The 24,291-nt window shown below is 74.4% G+C and carries 21 protein-coding genes; 5 read left to right on the plus strand and 16 right to left on the minus strand.

What is annotated here, in order from left to right; genetic code table 11:
* Positions 1-5 precede the first annotated feature (5 nt).
* The 7 genes from ACZDWJ_RS02105 to ilvD form a co-directional block, all read right to left on the minus strand.
* The gene (locus tag ACZDWJ_RS02105; protein ID WP_463519259.1) at positions 6-1,172 is read right to left on the minus strand and encodes a hypothetical protein; all 1,167 of its coding nucleotides are present in this window, start codon (positions 1,170-1,172) and stop codon (positions 6-8) included.
* 4 nt (positions 1,173-1,176) lie between these two features.
* Positions 1,177-1,824: an SseB family protein gene (locus ACZDWJ_RS02110; protein ID WP_463519260.1), complete on the minus strand. Its 648-nt coding sequence runs from the start codon at positions 1,822-1,824 to the stop codon at positions 1,177-1,179.
* Positions 1,821-3,650, minus strand: coding sequence for a putative T7SS-secreted protein (locus ACZDWJ_RS02115; RefSeq protein WP_463519261.1), 1,830 nt, complete (start codon positions 3,648-3,650; stop codon positions 1,821-1,823). Before ACZDWJ_RS02115 ends, ACZDWJ_RS02110 begins: the two co-directional genes overlap by 4 nt.
* Positions 3,647-4,309 (minus strand): type III secretion system chaperone family protein, encoded by a 663-nt coding sequence (locus tag ACZDWJ_RS02120; protein WP_463519262.1) that lies wholly within the window; start codon positions 4,307-4,309, stop codon positions 3,647-3,649. Before ACZDWJ_RS02120 ends, ACZDWJ_RS02115 begins: the two co-directional genes overlap by 4 nt.
* Positions 4,306-4,626 carry a type VII secretion target gene (locus tag ACZDWJ_RS02125; RefSeq protein WP_463519263.1) on the minus strand — a complete coding sequence of 107 codons (321 nt, stop codon included), beginning with the start codon at positions 4,624-4,626 and terminating at the stop codon, positions 4,306-4,308. Before ACZDWJ_RS02125 ends, ACZDWJ_RS02120 begins: the two co-directional genes overlap by 4 nt.
* Before the next feature lie 94 nt (positions 4,627-4,720).
* Positions 4,721-5,377, minus strand: coding sequence for an SseB family protein (locus tag ACZDWJ_RS02130; protein ID WP_463519264.1), 657 nt, complete (start codon positions 5,375-5,377; stop codon positions 4,721-4,723).
* A gap of 44 nt (positions 5,378-5,421) precedes the next feature.
* A complete protein-coding gene (ilvD, locus tag ACZDWJ_RS02135; RefSeq protein ID WP_463519265.1) occupies positions 5,422-7,119 on the minus strand; it encodes a dihydroxy-acid dehydratase in 1,698 nt (565 codons plus the stop codon).
* A 101-nt stretch (positions 7,120-7,220) separates the two neighbouring features.
* On the opposite strand from ilvD, the gene ACZDWJ_RS02140 reads away from it, so the two are divergent.
* The 3 genes from ACZDWJ_RS02140 to ACZDWJ_RS02150 all read left to right on the plus strand — a co-directional run bounded on the left by ACZDWJ_RS02140 (position 7,221) and on the right by ACZDWJ_RS02150 (position 9,385).
* Complete coding sequence (locus ACZDWJ_RS02140) at positions 7,221-8,099, plus strand: EamA family transporter (RefSeq protein ID WP_463519266.1); 879 nt, start codon at positions 7,221-7,223, stop codon at positions 8,097-8,099.
* 66 nt (positions 8,100-8,165) lie between these two features.
* Positions 8,166-8,390, plus strand: a complete 225-nt coding sequence (locus ACZDWJ_RS02145) for a hypothetical protein (RefSeq protein ID WP_463519267.1) — start codon at positions 8,166-8,168, stop codon at positions 8,388-8,390.
* Positions 8,391-8,470: 80 nt separating this feature from the next.
* Entirely contained in the window at positions 8,471-9,385 is a 915-nt protein-coding gene (locus ACZDWJ_RS02150; RefSeq protein ID WP_463519268.1) for an alpha/beta fold hydrolase, read from the plus strand.
* Positions 9,386-10,214: 829 nt separating this feature from the next.
* Here ACZDWJ_RS02150 and ACZDWJ_RS02155 read toward each other — a convergent pair.
* The 8 genes from ACZDWJ_RS02155 to gatC form a co-directional block, all read right to left on the minus strand.
* Entirely contained in the window at positions 10,215-11,183 is a 969-nt protein-coding gene (locus ACZDWJ_RS02155) for an ECF transporter S component (RefSeq protein ID WP_463519269.1), read from the minus strand.
* On the minus strand, positions 11,180-12,784 hold the full coding sequence (locus ACZDWJ_RS02160; protein ID WP_463519270.1) for an ABC transporter ATP-binding protein: 1,605 nt from the start codon (positions 12,782-12,784) through the stop codon (positions 11,180-11,182). The genes ACZDWJ_RS02155 and ACZDWJ_RS02160 overlap by 4 nt, the downstream gene beginning before the upstream one ends.
* On the minus strand, positions 12,781-13,866 hold the full coding sequence (locus ACZDWJ_RS02165; protein ID WP_463519271.1) for an energy-coupling factor transporter transmembrane component T family protein: 1,086 nt from the start codon (positions 13,864-13,866) through the stop codon (positions 12,781-12,783). The genes ACZDWJ_RS02160 and ACZDWJ_RS02165 overlap by 4 nt, the downstream gene beginning before the upstream one ends.
* On the minus strand, positions 13,863-14,804 hold the full coding sequence (locus ACZDWJ_RS02170; RefSeq protein ID WP_463519272.1) for a hypothetical protein: 942 nt from the start codon (positions 14,802-14,804) through the stop codon (positions 13,863-13,865). The genes ACZDWJ_RS02165 and ACZDWJ_RS02170 overlap by 4 nt, the downstream gene beginning before the upstream one ends.
* Positions 14,792-15,883 (minus strand): hypothetical protein, encoded by a 1,092-nt coding sequence (locus tag ACZDWJ_RS02175; protein ID WP_463519273.1) that lies wholly within the window; start codon positions 15,881-15,883, stop codon positions 14,792-14,794. Before ACZDWJ_RS02175 ends, ACZDWJ_RS02170 begins: the two co-directional genes overlap by 13 nt.
* Positions 15,884-16,225: 342 nt before the next feature.
* On the minus strand, positions 16,226-17,728 hold the full coding sequence (gene gatB, locus ACZDWJ_RS02180) for an Asp-tRNA(Asn)/Glu-tRNA(Gln) amidotransferase subunit GatB (protein ID WP_463519274.1): 1,503 nt from the start codon (positions 17,726-17,728) through the stop codon (positions 16,226-16,228).
* On the minus strand, positions 17,725-19,248 hold the full coding sequence (gatA, locus tag ACZDWJ_RS02185) for an Asp-tRNA(Asn)/Glu-tRNA(Gln) amidotransferase subunit GatA (RefSeq protein WP_463519275.1): 1,524 nt from the start codon (positions 19,246-19,248) through the stop codon (positions 17,725-17,727). Before gatA ends, gatB begins: the two co-directional genes overlap by 4 nt.
* The gene (gene gatC, locus ACZDWJ_RS02190) at positions 19,245-19,544 is read right to left on the minus strand and encodes an Asp-tRNA(Asn)/Glu-tRNA(Gln) amidotransferase subunit GatC (protein WP_463519276.1); all 300 of its coding nucleotides are present in this window, start codon (positions 19,542-19,544) and stop codon (positions 19,245-19,247) included. The genes gatA and gatC overlap by 4 nt, the downstream gene beginning before the upstream one ends.
* Before the next feature lie 105 nt (positions 19,545-19,649).
* Here gatC and ACZDWJ_RS02195 point away from each other — a divergent pair, with 105 nt between their 5' ends.
* Entirely contained in the window at positions 19,650-21,422 is a 1,773-nt protein-coding gene (locus ACZDWJ_RS02195) for a peptidase M16 family protein (protein WP_463519277.1), read from the plus strand.
* Here ACZDWJ_RS02195 and ligA read toward each other — a convergent pair.
* Positions 21,370-23,472, minus strand: coding sequence for an NAD-dependent DNA ligase LigA (gene ligA / locus ACZDWJ_RS02200; protein ID WP_463519278.1), 2,103 nt, complete (start codon positions 23,470-23,472; stop codon positions 21,370-21,372). The two genes, ACZDWJ_RS02195 and ligA, sit on opposite strands and share 53 nt — an antisense overlap.
* An 89-nt stretch (positions 23,473-23,561) precedes the next feature.
* Between ligA and ACZDWJ_RS02205 the strand changes: the two genes are divergently transcribed.
* Positions 23,562-24,191, plus strand: a complete 630-nt coding sequence (locus ACZDWJ_RS02205; protein WP_463519279.1) for an alpha/beta hydrolase — start codon at positions 23,562-23,564, stop codon at positions 24,189-24,191.
* The last annotated feature ends 100 nt before the right edge of the window (positions 24,192-24,291 follow it).

The raw sequence follows: 24,291 nt of genomic DNA on the forward strand, positions 1-24,291 counted from the left end.
CGCGCTCATCGCGACCACCAGCGTCGACGACGCCCACTGCTCGGCTGCGCGGCACGGGGCGCGTCGGTGCCGACGATCTGGCTGCCGTCGACATGCAGGCCGCCCACTGCGCGGGGCGAGACCTGGACGCCCGGGGCCGGGGTGCTGCTCGCGTCGAGCGCGAGCCGACGATCGACCGCGTGCTCCCAGAAGCCGCCGGTGGTCAGGCGGAACGGCAGCCGGTCGGGCAGGCCGAGCAGCCGATGGGCCTCGGCGACGAGGAGGCCGTCAGGGCCCGGATCGGACGCGGAGACCCAGCGGTCGGGCACGTCGAGGGCACCCTCCGGGAGAGCGGCGCGTCGACAGTCCACGGCTCCTGCCTGATGGAGAGGCCAGGCGAGCGAGCTGCTCAGGTGGCTCGCGGCGGTCACGACCCGCAGCGCGAGTCCGTCCGGCACGTCGACGGCCTGCGCGACCCACCAGGTGCGCTGGCCCGGCGCGAGCGCCTGGAGCAGGTGGTCCCGCGTCCAGTGCGCCTCGGCCCGCAGCAGGCTCCGCTCGCTCGGCTCCATCGGCTCGCCGGCCCTGGCGGCCCAGCGGTCCCACCAGGCCTGGTCGCGATCGTCGACCCTGGCGTCGCCGAGCCACGCAGGAAGGTCCTCGGGACGACCGGTCCCGTCTCCGATCGCGCCCACGAGCGCGGCGAGCGACGCGCGCAGGTGTGCCGGGGAGACGCCCTCGCGCGGCGTGACGACGCCCCAGGCCGACTGGCCGCCCAGCTCCGCCACCAGCTCGGCCCCGTCCAGCCGGCCCTCGAGCACGGCCAGCTCCTGCTGCGGCGTGGGCACCGGCCGCTCCCGCACGAGCCGGGGCTCCTGGTCGGGCCAGCCGATCCGCACGCGTCCGGCCACCTCGCCCCGCGCGGCGGGCGGCCAGGCGGCCATCGGTGTCGCGCCTTCCAGCCATGTCCAGGTGGCGAGGTCGGTCAGGCACCAGCCCCGCGTCGGCAGGATGCCCCAGCGCGCCAGAGGTCCGAGGTCGAACCTCGCCTCGATCTCCGCGCGGTCGAGCGCGCCGTCGAGCCGGTAGGTGGGCGGCTCCCCGCGCGGGCCGCCGTCCGGGAAGTGGTGATCGACGCGGTGCCCCTGAGCCTGCAGGTGCGCGGCGACGTCGGCGAGGAACGAGGCGACCATCAGGTCACCGACGATAGAGCAGCGTCTCCGGCGGCAGGTCGTCGCGCACGCCGGTCGGAAGGTCGACGAGGCCGACGATGTTGACGGTGGCGACGTCGAGCGTGGCGAGGTCGGTGCTGGCGGAGAGCACCCGCTGGAGCTCGGCGGTGGTGCTCTCTTGCGACTCCTCGCCGCCCTCGGCCTCGTAGGCCAGGCAGCCGAGGTAGGGGCTGTCGCCGACGGTGTAGAGGAAGGCGCGCACCTCGGTGATGAAGGGGCGGGCCTCGACGGCGGCGACGACCCCCGACGCCACGGAGGCGGGGAGGTCGGTCCAGGTCTTGAACTCGATCGGGAGCCCACCCGGGAACGGGTGGCACAGCCCGCGCAGCCGCTCCATCTCGGCGGCGTCGACGAGCATGCCGTCCTCGCGCCCCGGGTTGACGGTGACGCCGACGCCGGGCGGCAGGGTCTGGACCAGCTGCCGGGCGGTCATCTGGGCGACCTGGAAGCGCTCGCTGGGAGCGTCGACCAGAGCGGGATCGGTCCACACCACCACCGACGGGGTGCCGTCGGGCTGGGGACCGCCGGCCCAGGTGCCGTCGCCGCGGTCGACGCCGATGAGGAGCCAGGAGAAGAGGAACTGCCAGCGCGTGGCGAAGACCGGCGCGCTCATCGGGCGCCCACGACGTCGGCGCCGGTGGAGACGTAGCCCGCGCCGCGCAGGATCGTGTTCAGCTCGTGCATCGTGGGGACCGGGGCGTTCGCGCCCGAGCCGAGGTGACCGGTGGTCGCGGCGACCTGCTGCTGGGTGAGGATGCCGGGGTTCCAGCTGCCGGCGCCGTGCAGGCTGATCGTGCCCGAGCCGCCGAGCACCGAGCCGAGATGGCCGTTGACCTGGTCGGGCGTGATGCCGTGCGGCATGGCGATCGGCTGACCGGCGTGGTCGAGCACCGAGATGTTGCCGTTGGCGATGTGCGCCTTGAGGTCCGCGAAGTACTGCGTGGTGCCGCCCGCGCCGTACTCCGGGTTGGCCAGGGTGGTGCCCGTGGCCATGTTCGTGGGGTTGTTCACGTGCAGCTCGACCATCGAACCACGGTAGCCGGGGTGAGCCGAGGCGAGGTCCTGCGGGCCGACCTGCACGCCCTCCCAGACCCCCGAGGCGGAGTGGCCGTTGGCCGCGGCCGTGCCACCGGGCATCGAGTAGTTGCTGACGCCGGGGAAGCCGACCTCGAGGCTCGTGCCGGGCTGCAGGCGCACCACCGAGTAGTCGTCGACGCCGGGGAACGAGCCGCTGCCCTGCCAGTTGCGGGCCTCGGTGAGCAGGCTGCGCGACTCCCCCATGCTCTGGGAGAACGCGCTGCTCATCTCCCGCAGCGTGGTGCGCAGCGACGGGCTGACCGTCGAGGTGCCCTCGCCGAGGACCTCCACCGCGGCCTTGATGCTCGGGACGAGGCCCTTGCGGATGTCGTTGGCCATCGTCGGCAGCGTCTTGAGCGCCTTCATGGCGTCGAGCCCGGCGGTGGCGACGTGCGCGACGGCGCCGATGACGCCTCCGGCCTGGAACGCGCCCTTGAGCGCCGCGAGGGTCGTCAGGCCCTTGGTGCCGGGGATGCACGAGACCGCGGCCAGCAGCACGTCGAGCGCGGAGGCCTGCCCCTTGAAGTACTTCACGAGGGTGTCGGCGAGCACCAGGAGCGCCGCCGCGAACACGACCCACGCCAGCGGCCCGCCGATGATGAGCGCCACGACGCCGAGCACCGCGACGACGACCTTGGCGATGGTGATGAGGATGTCCCAGGCCTTGGCCAGGCCGTCCTTGATCTTCTGCCAGCGCGAGCGCGGCTTGATGCCGGCGTCGGCGGCCTCGTGGACGCGCTGGGCGGCCGTGCGGCCGTCGGAGCGTCGCAGCGAGCCGGCCTCCTCGGCGAGTCGACGGGCGGCGTCGAGGCGGGAGCGGGCGTCGCTGACCAGGCCCTCGCTGCGCGACTGCGCGGCCTGGGCGGCCTCGAGGCGACCGCGGGCGGCGGTGATCTGCTCGGAGGTCGGCGGGTGCGCGGCGTAGGCGGCCGACGGGCTCAGGACGTCGACGCCGGCGGCCGCGGAGACGCCGTGCGTGGCGTCGGCCAGCCGGGCCTGGGCGGCCTCGAGGTCGATCTTGGCCTGACGGCCCTGCTCGAGCGCGCGGTCGGCGTCGTGCTGGTGGATCTCCAGCCGACCCGCCCACCACGACAGCGCCTCGGAGCCGAGCCGGTAGGAGTCCTTGGCCTTGCCGAGCTGGCCGGGCAGGTCGGAGGAGTGGCTGCGGAAGGCGTCGCCGGCGTCCCCGATCCAGCTGGTGACGGCGCCGTCGCCGAGGAAGCCGCGCAGCTTGCCCTCGGCGAGCTCGGCGGCGTCGGAGACCTGGCCCCAGCGACGCGCCATCGCGCGGACCTCGTACGGGTCGCCCGGGGTGGGGTCGGGGATGCCGAGGACGGACTGCCAGTCGGTGGGTCGGGTCATCGCTCCTCCAGGGGCGCCGAGTCGTCGAGCGACACCACGCGGAAGGAGTCCGTGACGGCGTCGAAGAGGTCGAGGAGGTCGTCGGCGAGCGCGACGACGGGAGAGCTGCAGGTGATCATGAAGGCCCGGCGGTGCTCGGGCAGCGGCACGACGGTGACCATCGAGACGTTGCGCAGCCACCGGCCCTCGCCGAGCGGGGTGTCGCTGATGCCGCTGCTGCGCACCGCGCGGCGCTCGCCGATCTCGATCGGCGCGACGTCGGTCCACGGCTCGAGGTCGACCTCGGAGCCGTCGGCGGCGGGCTTGCGCGGGACGGGCCGGAACGCCTCGCCCAGGATCTCGAGGTCGCCGTCGGCCGGGTCGTCGTGGAGGCTCACCATGACCGAGCCGGTGACCGGGCCGGCGTCGGTGGGGAAGGAGAAGGACGCGCAGTAGGTGGCGCCGGAGTCGCGGGCCTGACGGGCCTGCTCGAGCAGGAGCCGCTGCAGACCGCCGCGCTGCTCGGGGTCGTCGAGCCGCTCCACGACGAGCCGACGGATCGACTCCTCCCGGGTGGGCGGGTGGAGGTCGAGCTCGTACCAGCTGTCCGGGACGAGGATCGTGTAGCCGAGGCGACCCTCGAGACCCGCGATCGCCGGACCGGTGCCGGTGCTGCTCACATGGCACCCCGGTGGTCGACGACCTGGTGCTGGTCCTTCTTCAGGGCATCGCGCAGCTGGACGTCGGCGTCGGCGTAGGCCTTGTGGGAGTCGTCGAGGGCCTTGGTCATGCCCTCGATGTTGTCCTTGATGCGACCGCGGCCGTCGTCCCAGTGGTCCTCGAAGTCGCTCAGGGCGTCGGCGAGGTCGCTGGAGCCGACCACCGACTCCCCCTGGCGAGCATCGCCGTGGGTGGCGTCGAGGCCGTCGGCCACCGTGCGCATGGAGGTCGAGGCGGCGCTGAGGCCGGCGACGTCGACCGAGAGCCGATCGGCCATGGTGTCCTCCTCCGAGACGTGCGGGCACATGCGCCGGCTCCCACCGGCGCTATCACCAGATCCCCGGTGGAGGGGCCGCTCAAACCCCTGCGGGTCAGACGGTCAGCAGCGCCTCGTCGGGCAGCGCCTCGACGAGCTCGTCGGGCAGGTCGGTGAGCGGCACGATGTTGACGGTGGCGACCTCGAGGCCCTCGACGGCACGGGCCTCCTCGGCCGCGGCGAGCGCGGCGACGATCGCCTCGCCGGCCGCCTCGCGGGACTCCTCGCCGTCGGCCTCGAAGACCAGGCAGCCCAGCCGCGGGCTGTCGGCGAGGGTGTAGGACAGCGCCCACACTCGGCCCGCGCCGGCGACCTCGGCCACCCGCGTCGCGACCTCGCGGCCGACGTGGTCGGGCAGGTCGGGCCACAGGGCGAGCTCGGCCCGGACGCCCTCGGGGAACGGCTCGGTGAGCCGGCCCAGCTCGACGACCTGGTCGGGCTCGATGAGGATCGGGTGCTCGGCGCCCGGGTCGACGACGATCGCGACGTCGGCGGGCATCATCTGCAGCAGATCGCGGGCGGTGATGACCTGGATGTCGAAGACGTCGGTGGGCATCGCCTCGCGGGCCAGGTCCTCCTGGGAGAACACCGCGACGGCCGGGCCGCCCGACGGCGTCTGCGCAGCGGCGAAGCGACGCTCGGCGCGCTCCACCCCGATCAGCAGCCAGGAGAAGAGGAAGTCCCAGGTCGAGGTGATGGTCGGCTCGCTCACCCGCCCGACCCTACGTGGGGGCCGGGCGGGCGCGGCGTGCGGGATCAGCCGGTGACGGCGCCGTGGGCCGCGGAGGACACCAGGCGGGCGTACTTGCCGAGGACGCCGGAGGTGTACTTCGGCGGCAGCGGCTGCCAGCCGTCCTGACGGCGGGCGAGCTCGTCGTCGGCGATCTCGACCTCGAGGGTGCGGTTGACGACGTCGAGGACGATCGGGTCGCCGTCGGCGACGAACGCGATCGGGCCGCCGTCGACGGCCTCGGGCGCCACGTGGCCCACGCACAGGCCGGTGGTGCCGCCGGAGAACCGGCCGTCGGTGAGCAGCAGGACGTCCTTGCCCAGGCCCGCGCCCTTGATGGCGCCGGTGATGGCGAGCATCTCGCGCATGCCCGGGCCGCCCTTGGGGCCCTCGTAGCGGATGACCACGACGTCGCCGGCGACGATGCGGCCCTCGGCGAGGGCGTCCATGGCGGCGCGCTCGCCGTCGAAGACCCGGGCGGTGCCGCGGAAGACGGTCTCGTCGAAGCCGGCGCTCTTGACCACCGCGCCCTCGGGGGCCAGCGAGCCCTTGAGGATCGTCAGGCCGCCGGTGCGGTGGATCGGACGCTCCAGGCTGCGGATGACGTCGTCGTCGAGCGGCGGCGGGGCGATCTCGGCGAGGTTCTCGGCCATCGTGCGCCCGGTGACGGTGAGGACGTCGCCATGCAGCAGGCCGGCGTCGAGCAGCGCCTTCATGACGACCGGGATGCCGCCGATCTTGTCGACGTCGTTCATGACGTACTTGCCGAACGGCTTGAGGTCGCCCAGGTGCGGGACCTTGTCGCCGACGCGGTTGAAGTCGTCGATGGTGAGCGGGACGCCGGCCTCGCGGGCGATCGCCAGCAGGTGCAGCACGGCGTTGGTGGAGCCGCCGAGGGCCATGACGACCGTGATGGCGTTCTCGAAGGCCTCCAGCGTCATGATCTGGCGGGCGGTGATGCCCTTGCGCAGCATGCCGACGACGGCCTCGCCGGACTTGTGGGCGAACCCGTCGCGGCGGCGGTCGACGGCCGGCGGCGCGGCGGAGCCGGGCAGCGACATGCCGAGCGCCTCGCCGACGGCGGCCATCGTGTTGGCGGTGTACATGCCGCCGCAGGCGCCCTCGCCGGGACAGATCGCGCGCTCGATCTTGTCGACCTCCTCGCGGCTGATCTTGCCGGCCAGGCACGCGCCGACGGCCTCGAAGGCGTCGATGATCGTGACGTCCTTGCCGTCGACGTTGCCGGGCATGATCGAGCCCGCGTAGAGGAACACGCTGGCGAGGTCGAGGCGCGCGGCGGCCATCAGCATGCCGGGCAGCGACTTGTCGCAGCCGGCCAGCAGCACCGAGCCGTCGAGGCGCTCGGCGCTCATGACGACTTCGACGGAGTCGGCGATGACCTCGCGGGAGACCAGCGAGAAGTGCATGCCCTCGTGGCCCATCGAGATGCCGTCGGAGACCGAGATGGTGCCGAACTCGAGCGGGTAGCCGCCGGCGGCGTGGACGCCGTTCTTGACGGCCTTCGCGAGCCGGTCGAGCGGCAGGTTGCAGGGGGTGATCTCGTTCCAGCTCGACGCGACGCCGATCTGGGGCTTCTCCCAGTCGTCGTCGCCCATGCCGACGGCGCGGAGCATGCCGCGCGACGCGGCGCGCTCGAGGCCGTCGGTGACGTCGCGGGAGCGGGGCTTGAGGTCGTGCTGGGCGGAGTCGTCCGGGCCGGTCATGGACGTCAGCGTAGACCGCGCGCCCGACGTGACGGCCCGCGATCCCGGTGCGCGGTCGGCCTGCGCGGGAGGAGGCCCGAGCGCTCGCCTACGGTGTCCCCATGCGTCGGCCGGTGATCCTCGTGCTCATCGGCATCGTCTCGGTGCAGGTGGGCGCCTCGATCGCCAAGCGGATCTTCGACGAGGTCTCCCCCACCGGCCTGGTGTGGCTGCGGCTGACCGCCTCGCTGCTGGTGCTGCTGACGATCGCGCAGCCCCGGCTGCGCGGACGCACCCGCGACGACTGGGCCGTCGCGATCGGCTTCGGGCTCTCGCTGGCGACGATGAACTGGGCGATCTACCAGTCCTTCGCCCGGATCCCGCTGGGCGTCGCGGTCACCTTGGAGTTCACCGGTCCGCTGCTGGTGGCCGTGCTCGGGTCGCGCCGCGCCCGCGACCTCGCGTGGGTCGGGCTGGCGGGCGTCGGCGTCGCCCTGCTCGGGCTCGACGGCGCGTCGCTGACGTGGTCCGGCGTCGGGTTCGCCCTGCTCGCCGGCGGCGCGTGGGCCGCCTACATCCTGCTCAGCGCCCACACCGGACGCCGCTGGGAGGGCCTCGACGGCCTGGTGGTCGCCAGCGCCGTCGCCGCGGCGCTGCTGCTGCCGCTGGTGCTGCTCGGCTCCCCCGGCGAGCTCACGGCCTGGCACGTGCTCGTGCTCGGCGCGCTCGTCGGCGTCATGAGCTCGGTCGTGCCCTACTCCCTCGAGCTCATCGCGCTGCGCACCCTCGCCCCGGCGACCCTCGGCGTCCTGATGAGCCTGGAGCCCGCGGCCGCCGCGCTGGCCGGCCTGGTGGTCGTCGGCGAGCGGCTCGGCCCGTGGCAGTGGCTGGCGATCGCGTGCGTCGTCGTGGCCAGCGCGGGCGCCACCCGCGCCGGGGCCCGCGCGATCGCGCCGGTCGACCCGGACGCCCCGCTCCATCCCACCGTCACCTCGGCGTGACGGCACGGCTCGTCCGCGGGGCTAGCCTGGAGGAGCACCACCGCACCACACCCCCCCGGAGTCCCGATGTCGCTCACCCCCCGCGTGCTTCCCGCCGCCGTCCGGCCCCCGCGGGCCGCCCGTCAGGCCGTCCGCGTCGTGCGCACGGCCGTGGAGCGGTGGTCGGTGGAGTCGCAGCGGATCGCGCGGCGCAACGCCGAGATGGCCACCGGACGCCTCGCCGTGCTCCGCGCGCAGCGTGAGGACGTCGAGGCCTACCTGGCCGACGGCGACCAGGCCGCGTCGGGCTGAGCCTGCCGCGGGCCGCCCGGGCGCCGCACCCATCGCGGACGCCGGCCCCCGCCGACGACGCGCTCAGGCAGAATCGGCCCATGCGTACCTCCGCAGCGCGCGCCGCCAGCCACGCCTCGCTCGGCTTCCACCACGTGCTCTCCGACGACGGCACGCGCCTGCGCGCCTGGACCAACGACCCCGACGGCACCAAGACCGGGCCGACGGTCCTGCTGTGCAACGGCCTGGGCACCAACCCCTGGACCTGGCCGGCGCTGCTGGAGCCCGACTGCTCGGTGCGCGTGGTCTCGTGGTTCCACCGCGGCGTCGGCGGCTCGGCCCGCCCGGCCGACCCGCAGCGCTGCGGCATCGAGGAGTTCGTCGAGGACGGCCTCTCGGTGATGGACCACTTCGGTCTCGAGCGCCCGGTGCTGATGGGCTGGTCGATGGGCGTCAACACGATGTTCGAGCTGGCCTTCCGCCACCCCGAGCGCGTCGCTGGCCTCTTCGCGGTGGCCGGCGTCCCCGGCGACACCTTCGCCACCATGCTCGGCCCGCTGCACCTGCCGCACGCGCTGGCGCGGGCGATCACCGTCAACGCCTCGCGGGCGCTGCGCCTGGCCGGGCCCGCGCTCACCCCCATCGCCTCCCGGCTGCCGATCGGCGAGCGCGCGGTGCGGATGATCAGCCACAGCGGCTTCATGCTGCCCGTGCCCGACCCCGACCTCGCGGCCGTCGCGGTGCAGGAGTTCCTCACCACCCCGCTCGACTGGTACTTCCACCTGGCGCTGCGCACCTCCGAGCACGCGCGGGTCTCGCTGCGCAACATCCGGGTGCCCGTCGCCTTCGTGGCCGGCAAGTGGGACGTCCTGGCCGGCTCGCGCGACATGGCCAGCGCCGCCGCCCGCATCCCCGGCGCCAGCTTCACCGAGCTCGACGGCACCCACTTCATCGCCATGGAGCAGCCCGAGGTCGTCCACGACCTCCTCCTCGACTTCCTCAGCACGGTCGGATGAGGCGCGCCGCCCTGGCCGTCGCGACCGGCCTGGTCGTGACGACCGGCGGTCTCTCGGGCTGCCTGGCCGAGGGCACCCGCTCCGACGTCGAGGTCACCACGCTGGCGCCGGGCACGTCGAGCAGCCCGTCCGCCGACGCCTCGGGGCCCTCGCAGGAGAGCAGCGACGCCCCCGTCCTGCCCTCCGGCGACCGCGACCCCTCGGTGATCGGCCCGGCCGGCGCCGGGCTCTCCGGCGTCCGTGCCGCCACGTCGGCGGCGCGCACCGGCACCGTGCTGGCCACCGCCAACCCCGACGAGCTGCTCCGCCTGGCCGGTGGTCCGCAGCGCCTCGTCGCGCTCCCGGGCACCCCTCGCGACGTCGTCGTGCCCGACGCATCGGCGCGCCGCGCGGTGGTGCTGTGGCGCTCGGTCGGCCAGCCGGCCCGCACGGGCGTCGTCACCTGGGGCGGCACCGGCACTCGGGCGCGGCTCACCGACGTCGTCGACGCCCCTGACGCCGTGGGCCTGACCGCGGGCGGGGCGCCCGTGGCCGTCGACGCAGCCGATCTCGTCGCCGACGGCGCCGAGGTGCCCGCCACGCCCCCCAGCGACGTCACCGACCGCGTGTGGAGCGTCGTCGCCGACGGCGGCAGCCTGCGCCTGGGCGTCGCCAGCCTGCCCGAGGGAGCGCCCACCGGTCCGCTCACGCTGACGCCGGTCACGGCCTGGGCCGACGACGCGCGTCCCACCTCGCTGCTGGTCACGGCCAGTCACGTGTGGGTCGGCACGTCCACGGGCCGGGTGTGGCGCCTCGACGTCGACGGCGCCCGCGCCGGCAACCCCGTGGCCTACGAGCTGGCGCGCTCCTCGGTCGACGCGCTGACCTCGCTCGGCGACGACGTGCTGCTGCTGACCTCGGGCCGGCGCACCGTGCGGGTCGACGCCGGCACCGGCGATCCGGTCGACGGCGCCTGAGGCGTGGCCGCGTCGACCACCGAGCCGACGACCCGGCCGACCACCAGCGCCCGCCGGCTCGCCCGTCGCAGCGTCACCAGCACGGCCGGCCCGAGCACGACGATGGCCGTGGCGTTGGCGATCGCGCGCATGGTGTCCCAGCCGCCGGTGGAGGTCAGCAGGGTGTAGAGCCCGAAGCGCCGCAGGTTGTCGAGCATCGGGTCTCCGGCGACGTAGGCCAGCGAGCCGGCGTGGCCGGGCACCTGGACGCCGAGCGCGAAGGGCCAGCTGGAGAGGTTCATCAGCGCGCCGAACACGTAGGCGGCGACGACGGCGTAGCCCGCGAGGAGCGCGATCTCGGCGCGTCCGCGCGCCCGCCGGGGCAGGAGGCCCGCGCCCATGCCGACCCAGGCCGCGCAGAGCATCTGGTAGGGCAGCCAGGGCCCGACGCCGGCGGTCAGCAGCGCGGAGGCGAACAGCGAGGTGGCGCCCAGCACGAATCCGAAGCCCGGCCCGAAGACCCGCCCGGCGAGCACGAGCAGGAAGAAGACCAGCTCGATGCCGGCCAGGCCCGGCGAGAGCGCGCGGGTCAGCGCGTTGACCGCCGCCAGCACGCCCAGGATCGCCAGCACCCGCGGGTCCAGGCCGCCCTCGCTGACCTCGGCCAGCACGACGACGACCAGCACGGGCAGCAGGAGCAGGAAGAGGAACGGCGGCTGCAGCGTGGGCTGGCCGCTGGCGGTCGGCTCGACGCGCAGCAGCAGCGGCCACAGGAACATCATCAGCCCGCCGAGGGTGGCCAGGGCGAGCGTGGCCACCGAGCGACGCGAGAGCGGGACGGCGACGGGGCGGATGCCGCTCACGCCGACTCCCAGGCGGTGAGCACCTCGTCGACCCGCAGCCACGGCGGCCCGAGCACCTTGGTGACCTGCGGCGCGAAGGCCGGCGACTCCGCCACCACCCGGCGCACCGGCCCGGAGGAGACGACCTCGCCCTCGGCGAGCACGACGACGTCGTCGGCGCACTGGGCGACGAACTCGACGTCGTGGGTGGCCACGAGGACGGCGCGGCCGTCGGCGGCGAGGTCGCGCAGGATCTGCGCGAGGGCGTGCTTGGCGGCGTAGTCGAGGCCGCGGGTGGGCTCGTCGAGCAGCAGCACCGGGGGCCGGGCCACCAGCACCAGCGAGAGCGCCAGCGCCAGGCGCTGGCCCTCGGAGAGGTCGCGCGGGTGGACGTCGTCGGGGATGCCGGGCACCAGGCGCTCCAGCAGCGCCCGGCACTCGCCGGTGCCGGCGTCGCCGGCGGCGCACTCCTCGGCGACGGTCTCGAGGTAGAGCAGGTCGGCGGCGTTCTGCGGCAGCAGGCCGACGTGGTGGCGGCGGCGTCCGGGCTCGACGCGAGCGGGGTCGACGCCGTCGGCGCGCAGCCGTCCGCTGCGGCGCTCGCGGGTGCCTTGGAGGGTCCACAGCAGCGTGGACTTGCCCGCGCCGTTGCGGCCCATGAGGGCGGTGACGCGCCCCGGCACGAGCGCGACGTCGACCTCGCGCAGCGCCACGACCGAGCCGTGCGCAACGGTGACCTCGCGGGCCTCGAGCACCGGCTCGCCCTCCCCCGCCGCGACCTCCGCGGCGTCGGTGGGCAGCGCCGCGAGCACCCGCTCGCCCCAGCCGTCGGGCAGGCCGCGGACCTTGCGCCGCGCGTCGCGCACGCTCAGCGGGAGCGGCCGCCAGCCGGCGGCCCGGCCGAGCTCGACGAGCGGGGGCGCCACCGGCGAGTCGAGCAGCAGGTCCGCGGGGTCGCCGACGCGCAGGCCGCCGGTGCCGTCGAGCAGGCACATCGCGTCGGCGAAGGGCACCACGCGCTCGAGCCGGTGCTCGGCCAGCAGCACCGAGACGCCGAGGTCGTGGACGAGGCGGGTCAGGGTGGCCAGCACCTCCTCGGCCGCGGTGGGATCGAGCGCCGAGGTGGGCTCGTCGAGCACGAGCAGCCGCGGATGCATGGTGAGCACCGAGCCGATCGCGACGCGCTGCTGCTGGCCTCCGGAGAGGGTGCGCAGGTCGCGAGCGCGCAGGTCGGCGATGCCGAGCAGGTCGAGGGCCTCCTCGACGCGGCGCCGCATCGTCGCCGCCGGGAGCCCGAGCTGCTCCATGCCGTAGGCCAGCTCCTCCTCGACGGTGTCGGTGACGAAGCCGCGGGCGGGGTCCTGACCGACGTGGCCGATGACGTGCGCGCGGTCGCGCGGGGGCGTGCGGACGATGGAGGCGCCGTCGAGGAGGAGGTCGCCGTGGAGCACGCCGCCGGAGAAGCGCGGCACCAGCCCGGTGACGACGCCCAGGAGCGTCGACTTGCCCACGCCGGTGGGGCCGGCGACCAGCACCAGCTCGCCCTCGCCGACCTCCAGGCTCACGCCGTCGAGGATGGGGGCGCCGTCGTAGCCGACGGTGATCTCGCGCAGCTCGATCACGCCGCCACCTCCGCGCGACGCACCGGCGGGCTGATCAGGCCACCGGCCAGCGCGGCCCCGACGGCGGCGAGCACCAGGAGGCTGATCGTGGGGACGCTCGCGAGGCCCGGGTAGGCGATGGAGGTCTCGTGGAGGCTGGCGTGGCGCATCAGCGCGGCGGCGAGCACGCCGGCCACGGCGACGCCGGTCTCGGGCCAGCCCCAGGGGTCGGGGCGGTAGCGGGTGCGCTGCACGGAGCGGCCGGCGCTGAGCAGACCGCCGGCGGCGAGCAGCACGCCGAGCAGGAGCGCCGGGTGGGAGAGCCAGCCGGGCAGGGTGCCGTCGAGCGTGGCGTAGACGCCCAGGCACAGGCCCATCAGCCCGGTGAGCAGCAGCGCGCCGGTGCGCCGGCGCTCGGCGCGGCTGCGCTCGCCGGCGCGGCCGTAGCCGCGGGCGTCCATGCCGGCGGCCAGCGCCAGCGAGTGGTCGAGGGCGTCCTCGAGGACGGGCACGAGGAAGCGACGCAGCCGGCCGATCCGTCCGGTGGCGCCGGCGCGCAGGCTCTGCGCGGCGCGCACCCGGCGCACGCTCTCGGCGAACTGCGGGAAGACGGTGACGGCGACGACGAGCGCGGTGCCGACCTCGTAGAGCGCCGGCGGCACCGAGCGCAGCAGCCGCTTGGGGTTGGCCAGCGCGTTCGCCGCGCCGATGCACACGACGATCGCGCCCAGGCGCATGCCGTCGTAGAGGCCGGAGAGCACGGACTCGCGGGTGATCGGGCCGAGCAGCGTGATGCCGGCGGCCCAGCTCGGCAGCGGCACCGTCGGCAGGTCCACCAGCACCAGGCCCGGGTAGGAGCCGCCGAGCACGAGGCGGAAGGCCACGCGCAGCACGACGATGGCCAGGCCCATGAGCAGGTAGAGCCGGAACGACGCCGCCCAGGGCTGGTCGCCCCGGCGCGCGACGACCACCAGCCAGGCCGCGGTGACGAGCAGCAGCAGGGACAGCGGATTGGTCGTGAAGGAGGCGGCCGCGGCCAGCCCGATCGACCACGCCCACCAGGCGGCGGGGTGGAGGTCTCGGGCCAGCCGCGGCGCGCTCACGACGAGGCTCCGCGACGGCGGCGCAGCACGACCACGCCACCCACGCCGAGGGCCGCCACGATCAGCAGCGGGGCCACCCACACCGGCAGGCCCGAGCCGTCGGCGGCGGGCTGGGCGGCGTCGGAGGAGGCGTTCGAGGCGTCGGGGTCGGCGGCGAGGGTCGCGGCCGCGGACGGCGAGGCGTCCGACGGGCTCGGCGAGCTCGTCGCGCTGGCGGAGGGCGACGCCGAGGGCGAGGCGGACGTCGAGGACGACGCGCTCGGCGAGGCCGCGCGCGAGGGCGAGCCCGTGCCGCGGGTGCCGCTGCCGGTGCTGCCGGTGCTGCCTTGAGCGGTGCTGCCGCCGCCGGACGTCGAGCCGCCGCCGCTCGAGGAGCCGCCCGACGAGCCGCTGCCCGAGCCGCTGCTCGTACCGCTGCCGGAGCCGCTGCCCGAACCGCCCGAGCCGGAGCCCGCGCTGGTGCGGGTGCGCGGCGCCGACGTGGCCGGACGCACCTGACCGGAGCGGTCGTCCCAGGCGAAGGCCACCGAGCCGCCGGGGGGCACGCGCAGGGAGCGGGCGCCCAGGGAGCTGTAGGTCCAGGAGCCGTCGGTGCCGTCGCTCCACCACAGGCCCCAGTAGGCCGAGGCCGGGGAGGCCTGCTGGCAGCCGGCGTCGGCCGGCACGGCGTCGACCCGGCACACGAAGCCCGGCTGCTGCTGGGCGTAGGTGAGCGGGTGGCCGGCGTTCGGGAACAGCGCGGAGGCCAGCGTCGGGGCGGACGCCGACACGCAGGCGACGTCGGTGCCGCCGAGGGAGTTAGCCTCGACGACCACCGTGATGCCGCCGGCGTCCGAGCAGGCCGCCGCCGACGCCGGGGTGGCCCCGACGCCGACGGAGGTCAGCGCCGCCGTGACCACGAGGGCCGCGACGGCGCCGAGGCGCTTCAGGAGCGGCACTCGATGACCCGCAGGTTCTCCAGCGAGGGCGCGGCCTGCGCCGAGGCGCGACGCCACTGGTCGCGGGTCTCGACGGTGATGCCCTCGCTGCTGCCGATGCGACGCGCGGTGCCGTCGTAGGCGATGGCGCCGACCTGCGTCCTGAGCGGGCCGCTGAGGCCACGCTCGACCTCGCGGCCGTACACGTAGCGCGCGGCGTCGGAGGCCGGGCCGCAGGCCTGCAGCGCGCCGAGGGCGGCGCCGGCGAGGCCGGTGGAGTTGGTGTTGACGCCCTTGCCGGTGCCCTGCGTGAAGGCGCCGGAGGCCCACTGGTGGTCGATCAGCCAGCGGCGGGCCTTGGTGAGCGCCGGGCGCGTGAGGCTGGAGTAGCCGGGCGCGTCGAGGAGGGCCAGGACGGCGATGGCGGTGGCGTCGGTGCTGGCCTCGCTGCCCGCGGCGCCGTCGACACAGCCCTGCTCGGCAGCGGTCTTGTCGGCGGTCAGCGACTCGCGGAAGGCGCCGTTGGAGCACTGCTGCTGGACCAGGAAGGAGATCGCCGAGCGGGTCCTCGCCGACTTCGAGCGCGCGAGCGCCTCGACGGCGTAGGCCTGGGTGAGGACGTTGTTGTAGTCGTTCTCGCTCTGCTGCAGACGACCGGCGATCGGCGCGGAGGTCGCGATGGCGCCCTCGACCTTCGCGACCAGGTCGACGCCGCCGAAGGAGGTGGCGTCGAGGCCGGCGTCGGTGGCGTAGGCGGCCAGCTTCGCGGCACCGCCGGTGGACCCGGCGTAGGAGGCGGCGTTGGCGCGCAGCGCCTGGTCGGCGCGGGCGATCGTGCCGGCGAAGCGGCCCGAGCCGCGCAGGGCGCTGACGGTGTCGATCGTCAGGCCGATGTCGGTGAAGTCGTACTGGGCGTTGTAGACCACGCCGTCGGCGTTGATCTGCCGCGCGAGCCAGCCGTAGGCGTCGTTGCGGGAGTTGGCGGCGGTGCCGGCGGCGACGTCGGCATCGGCGGCGCCGGGGACGAGAGCGGCGGCCGTCGCGAGCGCGACGACGGCGGAGGCGAGCGTCGCGAGGCGGCGACGCGGGGTGGCGGTCATGGTGGTCCTTTCCGCTGCACAGCGGACGTGGACGCCGGGACCGGCGCGACCGCCCGCTGCTTTTCCTCGACAGCGTGGGATCAGGACGCGTCATGGGAGGCGGTCCGGCTCGCCGCTCCCTGTCCGAGCAGGAGAGCGGCCTACGGTTGCGGGTCAGCGCCGGACTTGGACCGGCTTCCCCTCGCCACGGGCGTGGTCTGTGGATGTGTCGCTGCGGACTCTACCCCGGTTCGCCGGCCGTGCCGCCCGGGGCGGGAGCGGCAAGACGAGACCCCCGTCGCACCGGGGTGCGGACGGGGGCCGTGGGACGGAGCCGGGATCGGAGCCGGGATCGGTCCCTGGTCAGGCGAGCTTCTCGAGGATCAGCTCGCGCACCCGGCCGGCGTCGGCCTGGCCGCGCATCTCCTTCATGACCGCGCCGATGAGCGCGCCCGCCGCGGCGACCTTGCCGTCGCGGATCTTGTCGGCGACGTCGGGGTTGGCGGCGATCGCGTTGTCGACGGCCGCCGAGAGGGCGCCGTCGTCGGAGACGATCGCCAGACCGCGGGCCGCGACGATCTCCTCCGGCGTGCCCTCGCCGGCGATGAGGCCGTCGAAGACCTGGCGCGCGAGCTTGTCGTTGAGGGAGCCGGCGTCCACGAGCGCCTGGACGGCCGCCACCTGGGCGGGCGTCACGCCGAGCTCGGGGAGCTCGACGCCGGCGTCGTTGGCCCGACGGGCCAGCTCGGAGAGCCACCACTTGCGGGCCGCCTGCGGGGCGGAGCCGGCGGCGATGGTCTCCTCGACCAGGCCGAGGGCGCCCGCGCCGACGGTGTCGCGCATCTCGAGGTCGGAGAAGCCCCAGGCGGCCTGCAGGCGCGCCCGCTTCTGGGTCGGGTTCTCCGGCAGGGTGCCGCGCAGCTGCTCGACCCACTCGCGCGAGGGCGCGACCGGGACGAGGTCGGGCTCGGGGAAGTAGCGGTAGTCCTCGGCGTCGGACTTCTCCCGGCCGCTGGTGGTGATGCCGGTGTCCTCGTGCCAGTGGCGGGTCTCCTGGAGGATCGATCCGCCGCCGCCGAGGATCGCGGCGTGCCGCTGCATCTCGAAGCGCACCGCCCGCTCGACGGAGCGGAAGGAGTTGACGTTCTTGGTCTCGGTGCGGGTGCCGAGCACGCCGCTGCCCTTCGGCGAGAGCGAGAGGTTGACGTCGGCACGCAGGTTGCCCTGGTCCATCCGGGCCTCGGAGACGCCGAGCGCGACGATGAGGTCGCGCAGCTGCTGGACGTAGGCGCGGGCGACCTCGGGGGCCTTCTCCCCCGCCCCGACGATCGGCTTGGTGACGATCTCGATGAGGGGGATGCCGGCGCGGTTGTAGTCGACCAGCGAGTAGTCGGCGCCGTGGATGCGGCCCGTCGCGCCACCGACGTGGGTGGACTTGCCGGTGTCCTCCTCCATGTGGGCGCGCTCGATCTCGACGCGGAAGGTCTCGCCGTCGACCTCGACGTCCATCCAGCCCTCGAAGCAGATCGGCTCGTCGTACTGGGAGGTCTGGAAGTTCTTCGGCATGTCCGGGTAGAAGTAGTTCTTCCGGGCGAAGCGGCACCACTCGGCGATCGAGCAGTTCAGGGCCAGGCCGATCCGGATCGCCGACTCCACCGCCGTGCCGTTGACCACCGGCATCGCGCCCGGCAGGCCCAGGCAGGTCGGGCAGACCTGGGTGTTCGGCTCGCCGCCGAAGACCGTCGAGCAGCCGCAGAACATCTTGGTGGCGGTGTTGAGCTCGACGTGGACCTCGAGGCCCAGCGCGGGGTCGTAGGAGGCGAGGACGTCCTCGAACGGGACGAGGGTCTCGGTGGCGCCGCTCATCGGGTGGCTCCTTCCAGGGCCGGGGCCTGGGCCAGCAGCGGCCCGCCCCACTCGGACTCCAGCGCGGCCTCGAGGGCGGCGCCGACGCGGTAGAGGCGGTCGTCGGCCATGACGGGCGCGAGCACCTGGAAGCCGACGGGCAGGCCGGTGTCGTCGGCCAGGCCCGCCGGCAGCGAGATGCCGGGGACGCCGGCGAGGTTGGCCGGGATCGTGGCGAGGTCGTTGAGGTACATCGCCAGCGGGTCGTCGAGCTTCTCGCCGAGCTTGAACGCGGTGGTGGGCGAGGTGGGGCTGACAAGCACGTCGACCTGCCCGAAGGCGGCGTCGAAGTCGCCCTTGATGAGGGTGCGGACGCGCTGCGCGGTGCCGTAGTAGGCGTCGTAGTAGCCGCTGGACAGCGCATAGGTGCCCAGGATGATGCGGCGCTTGACCTCGTCGCCGAAGCCGGCGTCGCGGCTGGCCCGCATGACCTCCTCGGCGCTCGGGGAGTCGATGCCGGCCGGCTGGACGCGCAGGCCGTAGCGCATGGCGTCGAACTTGGCGAGGTTGCTGGAGACCTCGCACGGCATGATCAGGTAGTAGGTGGCCAGCGCGTGCACGAAGCTCGGGCAGGACACCTCCACGACCTCCGCGCCGGCGGCGACGAGCAGGTCGACGCCGTGCTGGAAGCGGGCGAGCACGCCGTCCTGGTAGCCCTCGCCGGACAGCTCGCGGATGACGCCCACGCGCAGGCCCGAGAGGTCGCCGGCCGCGCCCTGGCGGGCGGCGTCGACGAGCGAGGGCAGGGTGTCGACGATCGAGGTGGAGTCGAGCGGGTCGTGCCCGCCGACGAGCTCCTGCAGCAGCGCGGAGTCGAGCACGGTGCGGGTGACCGGGCCGACCTGGTCGAGGCTGTTGGCCATCGCGACCAGGCCGTAGCGCGAGACCGCGCCGTAGGTGGGCTTCACGCCGACGGTGCCGGTGACGGCACCGGGCTGGCGGATCGAGCCGCCGGTGTCGGTGCCGAGCGCCAGCGGCGCCTCGAAGGCGGCCAGCGCCGCGGCCGAGCCGCCGCCGGAGCCGCCGGGGATGCGGTCGAGGTCCCACGGGTTGCGGGTGGGGCCGTACGCGGAGTGCTCGGTGGAGGAGCCCATCGCGAACTCGTCCATGTTGGTCTTGCCGAGGATCGGCAGGCCCGCCGCCTTGAGGCGCGCGACGACGGTGGCGTCGTAGGGCGGGATCCAGCCCTCGAGGATCTTCGAGCCGCACGTCGTGGGCAGGCCGGTGGTGGTGAGGACGTCCTTGACGGCGATCGGCACGCCGTCGAGCGCGGACGCCGGGGTGCCGGCGGCACGCCGGGCGTCGGACTCGGCGGCCGCGGCCAGCGCGCCCTCGGCGTCGACGTGCAGGAAGGCGTGGACGGCGCCGTCGACCTCGGCGATGCGGTCGAGGTGGGCCTGGGTCAGCTCGACGGAGGTGATCTCGCCCGCGGCGAGGGCGTCGGCCAGGTCCGAGGCGGACCGGCGGGTCAGGTCGCTCACTGCTCGTCCCCCAGGATGCGCGGGACCATGAAGCGCTGCTCCTCGGCGGCCGGGGCGCCCGACAGCGCCTGCTCGGGGGTCAGGCTCGGGCGGACGACGTCGTCGCGGAAGACGTTGACCAGCGGCAGCGGGTGCGAGGTCGGAGCGACGTCGTCGCCGGCCACGCCGCTGATCGAGGCGACCGACTCCAGGATCACCGACAGCTGCGGTGCGAGGTGGTCGAGCTCGGCGTCGGACAGGTCGATCCGGGCGAGGGTCGCCAGATGGGCGACCTCGTCACGGGAGATCTCAGGCATGGCCCCCATCCTAGGGAGGCGCACCGGGACCCGCCGACCCGGCCGTCGCCCGCGGTCTGGCGAATTCCCGCGCGCACCGCTCACGCCCGCACTACCGTTCCGCCGGTGACCTCGGTGCACTCCACGGACGTCGACGGCGTCCGATGCTTCTGGGTCGACTCCGGCCTCCCGAGCCTGTCCGCCGAGCTGATCTTCCGGTTCGGCCAGGCCGACGAGCCCTACGCCGAGGCGGGCTGGCAACACCTGCTAGAGCACTGCGCCCTGCACGGGCGAGGCAAGGGAGCGCTCCACGTCAACGGAGCAGTCCGCCTGCTGACCACCGGCTTCCATGCCCACGGGCCGGCAGACGTAGTCGCAGCGCACCTGCAGGACCTGACTGCCTGGCTGAGCTCACCGGACCTCGGCCCTGTCCAGCACGAGGCGGCCGTGCTCGCCGCCGAGAGGCAGCTGCGAGGAGACAGCGGCCCCGTGAGTCGCGCGCTCGGCCGGCGATTCGGGGCGAGCGGTGCGGGCGTCGTCGCTCAGGGCGAGCCCGGTCTCGGACGCGTCGACGAGGATGGGCTGCTCGATCGAACACGACGGGTGTTCGCCCGCGAGAACGCCGTCCTGGTCCTCGACGGTCCTCCCCCGCCGGATCTGCGGCTGCTCCTCCGGGAGGGTCGACGACTCGCGGTGCCCGAGGCCAGTCCCGTCGAGGACACCTTCCCGGCGGCGTACGTCGAGGAGTCCGGTGCTGTGCTGTCAGGACTCGTCGACCGCTCCGGGCTGCTGTGGATCGCGCACGAGCTCGTGCGGACCGTGCTGGAGCGCGAGCTGCGGGAGGAGGCGGCGGGCGCCTATGCCCCGTGGTCGCTCTACGAGCCCGTGGACGCTCACCGAGCGCTGATGATCGCAGGCACGGACCTCGCCGATCCGTTACGACGCGATGGCGCCGCACGCGCCCTGTTCGCCTTCGAGCAGTACCTCGCGCGGGGTCCGCTCGCGAGCGACCTGGAGCACCTGCGGGCGTCGCGGCTCCAGGATCTCGCAGATCCGCGGGCCGCGGCATCGGCGGCGTGGACCGCCGGTCTCCGCTGGCTGGAGGGACGGGCTGAGACGACGCGCGACGACCTAATCCGGCAGGTGGTGGGCCTCGACGTCGCGAACGTCGCCGACGCGCTCACCGACTGGCACGACTCGCTCCTCATCGGACTGCCCGGCGCAAGTCCGACTCAGGACCATCGGGTGCTGGGCGGCATCGTCCCGCTCCTGCGCTTTGCGGAGTCGCCGATGCCCGCTGAGGCGCGGACCTTCCGGCACAAGGATGCGCCGTGGATCGGCGAACGGCTCAGCATCGACACCGAGGGGATCGCCTTGGTGGAGTCCGGAATCGCGCGGCGCATCGCCCTCGATGACGTCGTGGGCATGCACGTCGGCGACGACGGGGCACGGCACATCGTCGGCGCTGGCGGCTACGCGATCACCGTCGACCCGCACCAGTGGCACGGTGGCGCAGAGGCCGTTGGCCTGATCGATGCACAGGTGGATCCCTCCGTACGGATCGTCGAGCCTCACGCGCTCGGCTCGGAGTTCCACCGCCGTGGCTGGTTCTTCCGGTGGGCCGGCGGCTTCGACAGGGTCATCGAGAGACGGGTGCAGGGCGGCGGCGTTCGTGGCGCGCTGGCGCGGTTCGGACTGCTGCCGGCCCTCGTGATCGGCGGGCTCCTGACCGCGATGTGGATCCTCTCGGAGATTCTCCGGCTCCTGGCCTCCACGACGACGGGCGTCCTGGCTCTGGCCGCCCTGACACCGATCGCTCTCGGGTTCGGCCTCGGGCACTGGGTCGCTACGCGAGCGGGCCGTCGACGACGTCGGGCGGACCGCTCTCGAGCAGGCTGACGAAGCCCGCCTCGTCGAGGATCGGGACGCCGAGCTGCTCGGCCTTCTCGGCCTTGGAGCCGGCGTTCTCGCCGATGACGACGAAGTCGGTCTTCTTCGACACCGAGCCCGCGGCCTTGCCGCCGCGGGCGAGGATCGCCTCCTTGGCGGAGTCGCGGCTGAAGCCGACCAGCGAGCCGGTGACGACCACCGTCAGCCCCTCGAGGGTGCGCGGGACGGACTCGTCGCGCTCGTCGGCCATCGTGACCCCCGACGCGGCCCACTTCTCCACGATCGCTGTGTGCCAGTCGACCTCGAACCACTCCAGCACCGCCTCGGCGATGGTGGGGCCGACGCCCTCGGCGGCGGCGAGGGAGTCGTGGTCGGCGGCGCGGATGGCCTCCATGGAGCCGAACTGGGTGGCCAGCGCCCGGGCGGCGGTGGGGCCGACGTGGCGGATCGAGAGCGCCACGAGCACCCGCCACAGCGGGACGGTCATCGCCTTCTGCAGGTTCTCCAGCAGCTTGACGCCGTTGGCGGTGAGCTGGCGGCCCTCCTCGCCCTTCTTCGGGGCGCGGGTGAACAGCTCGGTGCGCAGCAGCCGCTCGGCGTCGAGGTCGAAGACGTCGCCCTCGTCGGCGATGACGCCGTGCTCGAGCAGCTCGACGGCCGCCTCGTAGCCCAGACCCTCGATGTCGAAGGCGCCACGGCCGGCGACGTGGAAGACCCGCTCGCGCACCTGCGCGGGGCACAGCCGGTGGTTGGGGCAGCGGAGGTCCTTGTCGCCCTCCTTCTGCTCCACCAGCGGGGTGCCGCAGGCGGGGCACTCCGCCGGCATCACCCACTCCGGCAGGCCCTCGGGGCGCAGCGAGAGCACGGGGCCCAGGATCTCGGGGATGACGTCGCCGGCCTTGCGCAGGATGACGGTGTCGCCCGGACGGACGTCCTTGCGCCTGACCTCGTGGGCGTTGTGGAGCGTGGCGTTCTCGACGGTGGAGCCGGCCACCCGGGTGGGCTCCATGACGCCGAACGGCGTGACGCGGCCGGTGCGGCCGACGTTGACGCGGATGTCCTTGAGGAGGGTGTTGACCTCCTCGGGCGGGTACTTGAAGGCGATCGCCCAGCGCGGCGCCCGGCTGGTGGAGCCGAGTCGACGCTGCAGGGCCACCTCGTCGACCTTCACCACGACGCCGTCGATCTCGTGCTCGACGTCGTGACGGTGCTCGCCGTAGTGGGCGATGAACTCCTGCACCGCCGCCAGGTCGGGCAGCACGCGCACGCGCTCGCTGGTGGGCAGGCCCCAGGCGGCCAGCGCCTCGTAGCCCTGCGACTGGCTGACCGGCTCGAAGCCCTCGCGGGCGCCGATGCCGTGGCAGACCATGTCGAGGGCCCGGGACGCCGTCACGCGCGGGTCCTTCTGCCGCAGGGAGCCGGCGGCGGCGTTGCGGGGGTTGGCGAAGATCGGGCGGCCGGCCTCGAGCATCTGCTCGTTGAGCCGCTCGAAGGCCGCCACGGGCAGGAACACCTCGCCGCGCACCTCGACCAGCCGCGGCACGGGGTGCTCGTCGGTGCCGGCGAGCCGGTGCGGGATCGAGGCGATCGTGCGGACGTTGGGGGTGACGTCCTCGCCGGTGGTGCCGTCGCCGCGGGTGAGGGCGCGCACCAGGCGGCCGTCCTCGTAGAGCAGGTTGATGGCCAGGCCGTCGACCTTCAGCTCGCACAGCAGCGCCGGCGCGGTGACGCCGTCGCGCTCGAGCCGGGCGTGCCAGGCGGCGAGCTCGTCGGCGGAGAAGGCGTTGTCGAGGCTCTCCATGCGCTGCAGGTGGGCCACCGGGGTGAACTCGGTGGAGACCGCCCCGCCGACCTTCTGGGTGGGCGAGTCGGGCGTGCGCAGCTCGGGGAACTCCTCCTCCAGCGCCTCGAGGCGGCGCAGACGACGGTCGAAGTCGGCGTCGTCGAGGGCCGGGGAGTCGAGGACGTAGTAGCGCCAGCGGGCGTCCTCGACCTCGTCGGCGAGGGCGCGGTGCTCCTCGCGGGCGGCGTCGGGGACCGGGGTGGGCGCGCTGGTCATGGCCTCATCATGCCGGGGACCTCCGACAGCCCCGACCCCCGCCGATCCGATGAGGCGCCGACGCCGAACACCGTGATGTGGTGACCCCTGTGACGAGCCCTCCCCTCCCCTCCCTGACCCGCCAGGACCCCGGCGGCGTCGTGCGCGGCGTCGTCCTGCTGCTCCATGGCGGCACCGAGCACTCCGAGGAGGTCGTCGACGGCCGCAGCGCGTCGTGGCACCGGATGGCCGCGATCCAGCGGGCCGTCACGCCCCAGGCCCACCGCTCGGGCGTGGCCACCTGGCTGCTGCGCTACCGGGTGCGCGGCTGGAACGACACCGGCGAGTCGCCCATCGCGGACGCCCGCTGGGCACTGGAGCAGATCGCCCGCACCTACGACGACGTCCCCGTCGTGCTGCTGGGCCACTCGATGGGCGCACGCACCGCCCTGCACGTGTGCGACGCCCCGCAGGTGCGCGGCGTCGTCGGACTCGCGCCCTGGTGGCCGCCGGAGACCTCGGTGGAGCCCCTCCGCGGACGTCACCTGCGCGCGGCCCACGGCGCGGCCGACAAGATCACCTCCTACCGCGCGACCCGTGCCCTGGTCGGACGCGCTGCGGAGGTGGCGGCGTCGACGGACTTCGTCGACATGGGCCACGTCGGCCACTACATGCTGCGCCGCATCTCGGCGTGGAACGACGTCGCCCGCGAGCAGAGCCTCTCCCTCCTGCGCGACTGAGCGTCCCCCGCGACCGGAGGTCCGGGTGCTCCGTGTGGTCCAGGCCACACGGCGATCGTGGATGTCCGGGAATGACCGGAGGGGTCCTACGGTTCGGGTG

The organism is Nocardioides sp. B129/18 (assembly GCF_055282735.1).

Bases quoted from the DNA above. Each gene is read 5' to 3' on its own strand.
- gatC (WP_463519276.1), bottom strand. From the start codon at position 19,544: ATGCCTGAGATCTCCCGTGACGAGGTCGCCCATCTGGCGACCCTCGCC.
- ACZDWJ_RS02145 (WP_463519267.1), top strand. From the start codon at position 8,166: ATGTCGCTCACCCCCCGCGTGCTTCCCGCCGCCGTCCGGCCCCCGCGG.
- ACZDWJ_RS02175 (WP_463519273.1), bottom strand. From the start codon at position 15,883: ATGACCGCCACCCCGCGTCGCCGCCTCGCGACGCTCGCCTCCGCCGTC.
- gatB (WP_463519274.1), bottom strand. From the start codon at position 17,728: ATGAGCGGCGCCACCGAGACCCTCGTCCCGTTCGAGGACGTCCTCGCC.
- ACZDWJ_RS02150 (WP_463519268.1), top strand. From the start codon at position 8,471: ATGCGTACCTCCGCAGCGCGCGCCGCCAGCCACGCCTCGCTCGGCTTC.
- ACZDWJ_RS02125 (WP_463519263.1), bottom strand. From the start codon at position 4,626: ATGGCCGATCGGCTCTCGGTCGACGTCGCCGGCCTCAGCGCCGCCTCG.
- ACZDWJ_RS02140 (WP_463519266.1), top strand. From the start codon at position 7,221: ATGCGTCGGCCGGTGATCCTCGTGCTCATCGGCATCGTCTCGGTGCAG.
- ACZDWJ_RS02115 (WP_463519261.1), bottom strand. From the start codon at position 3,650: ATGACCCGACCCACCGACTGGCAGTCCGTCCTCGGCATCCCCGACCCC.
- ligA (WP_463519278.1), bottom strand. From the start codon at position 23,472: ATGACCAGCGCGCCCACCCCGGTCCCCGACGCCGCCCGCGAGGAGCAC.
- ACZDWJ_RS02105 (WP_463519259.1), bottom strand. From the start codon at position 1,172: ATGGTCGCCTCGTTCCTCGCCGACGTCGCCGCGCACCTGCAGGCTCAG.
- ACZDWJ_RS02110 (WP_463519260.1), bottom strand. From the start codon at position 1,824: ATGAGCGCGCCGGTCTTCGCCACGCGCTGGCAGTTCCTCTTCTCCTGG.
- ilvD (WP_463519265.1), bottom strand. From the start codon at position 7,119: ATGACCGGCCCGGACGACTCCGCCCAGCACGACCTCAAGCCCCGCTCC.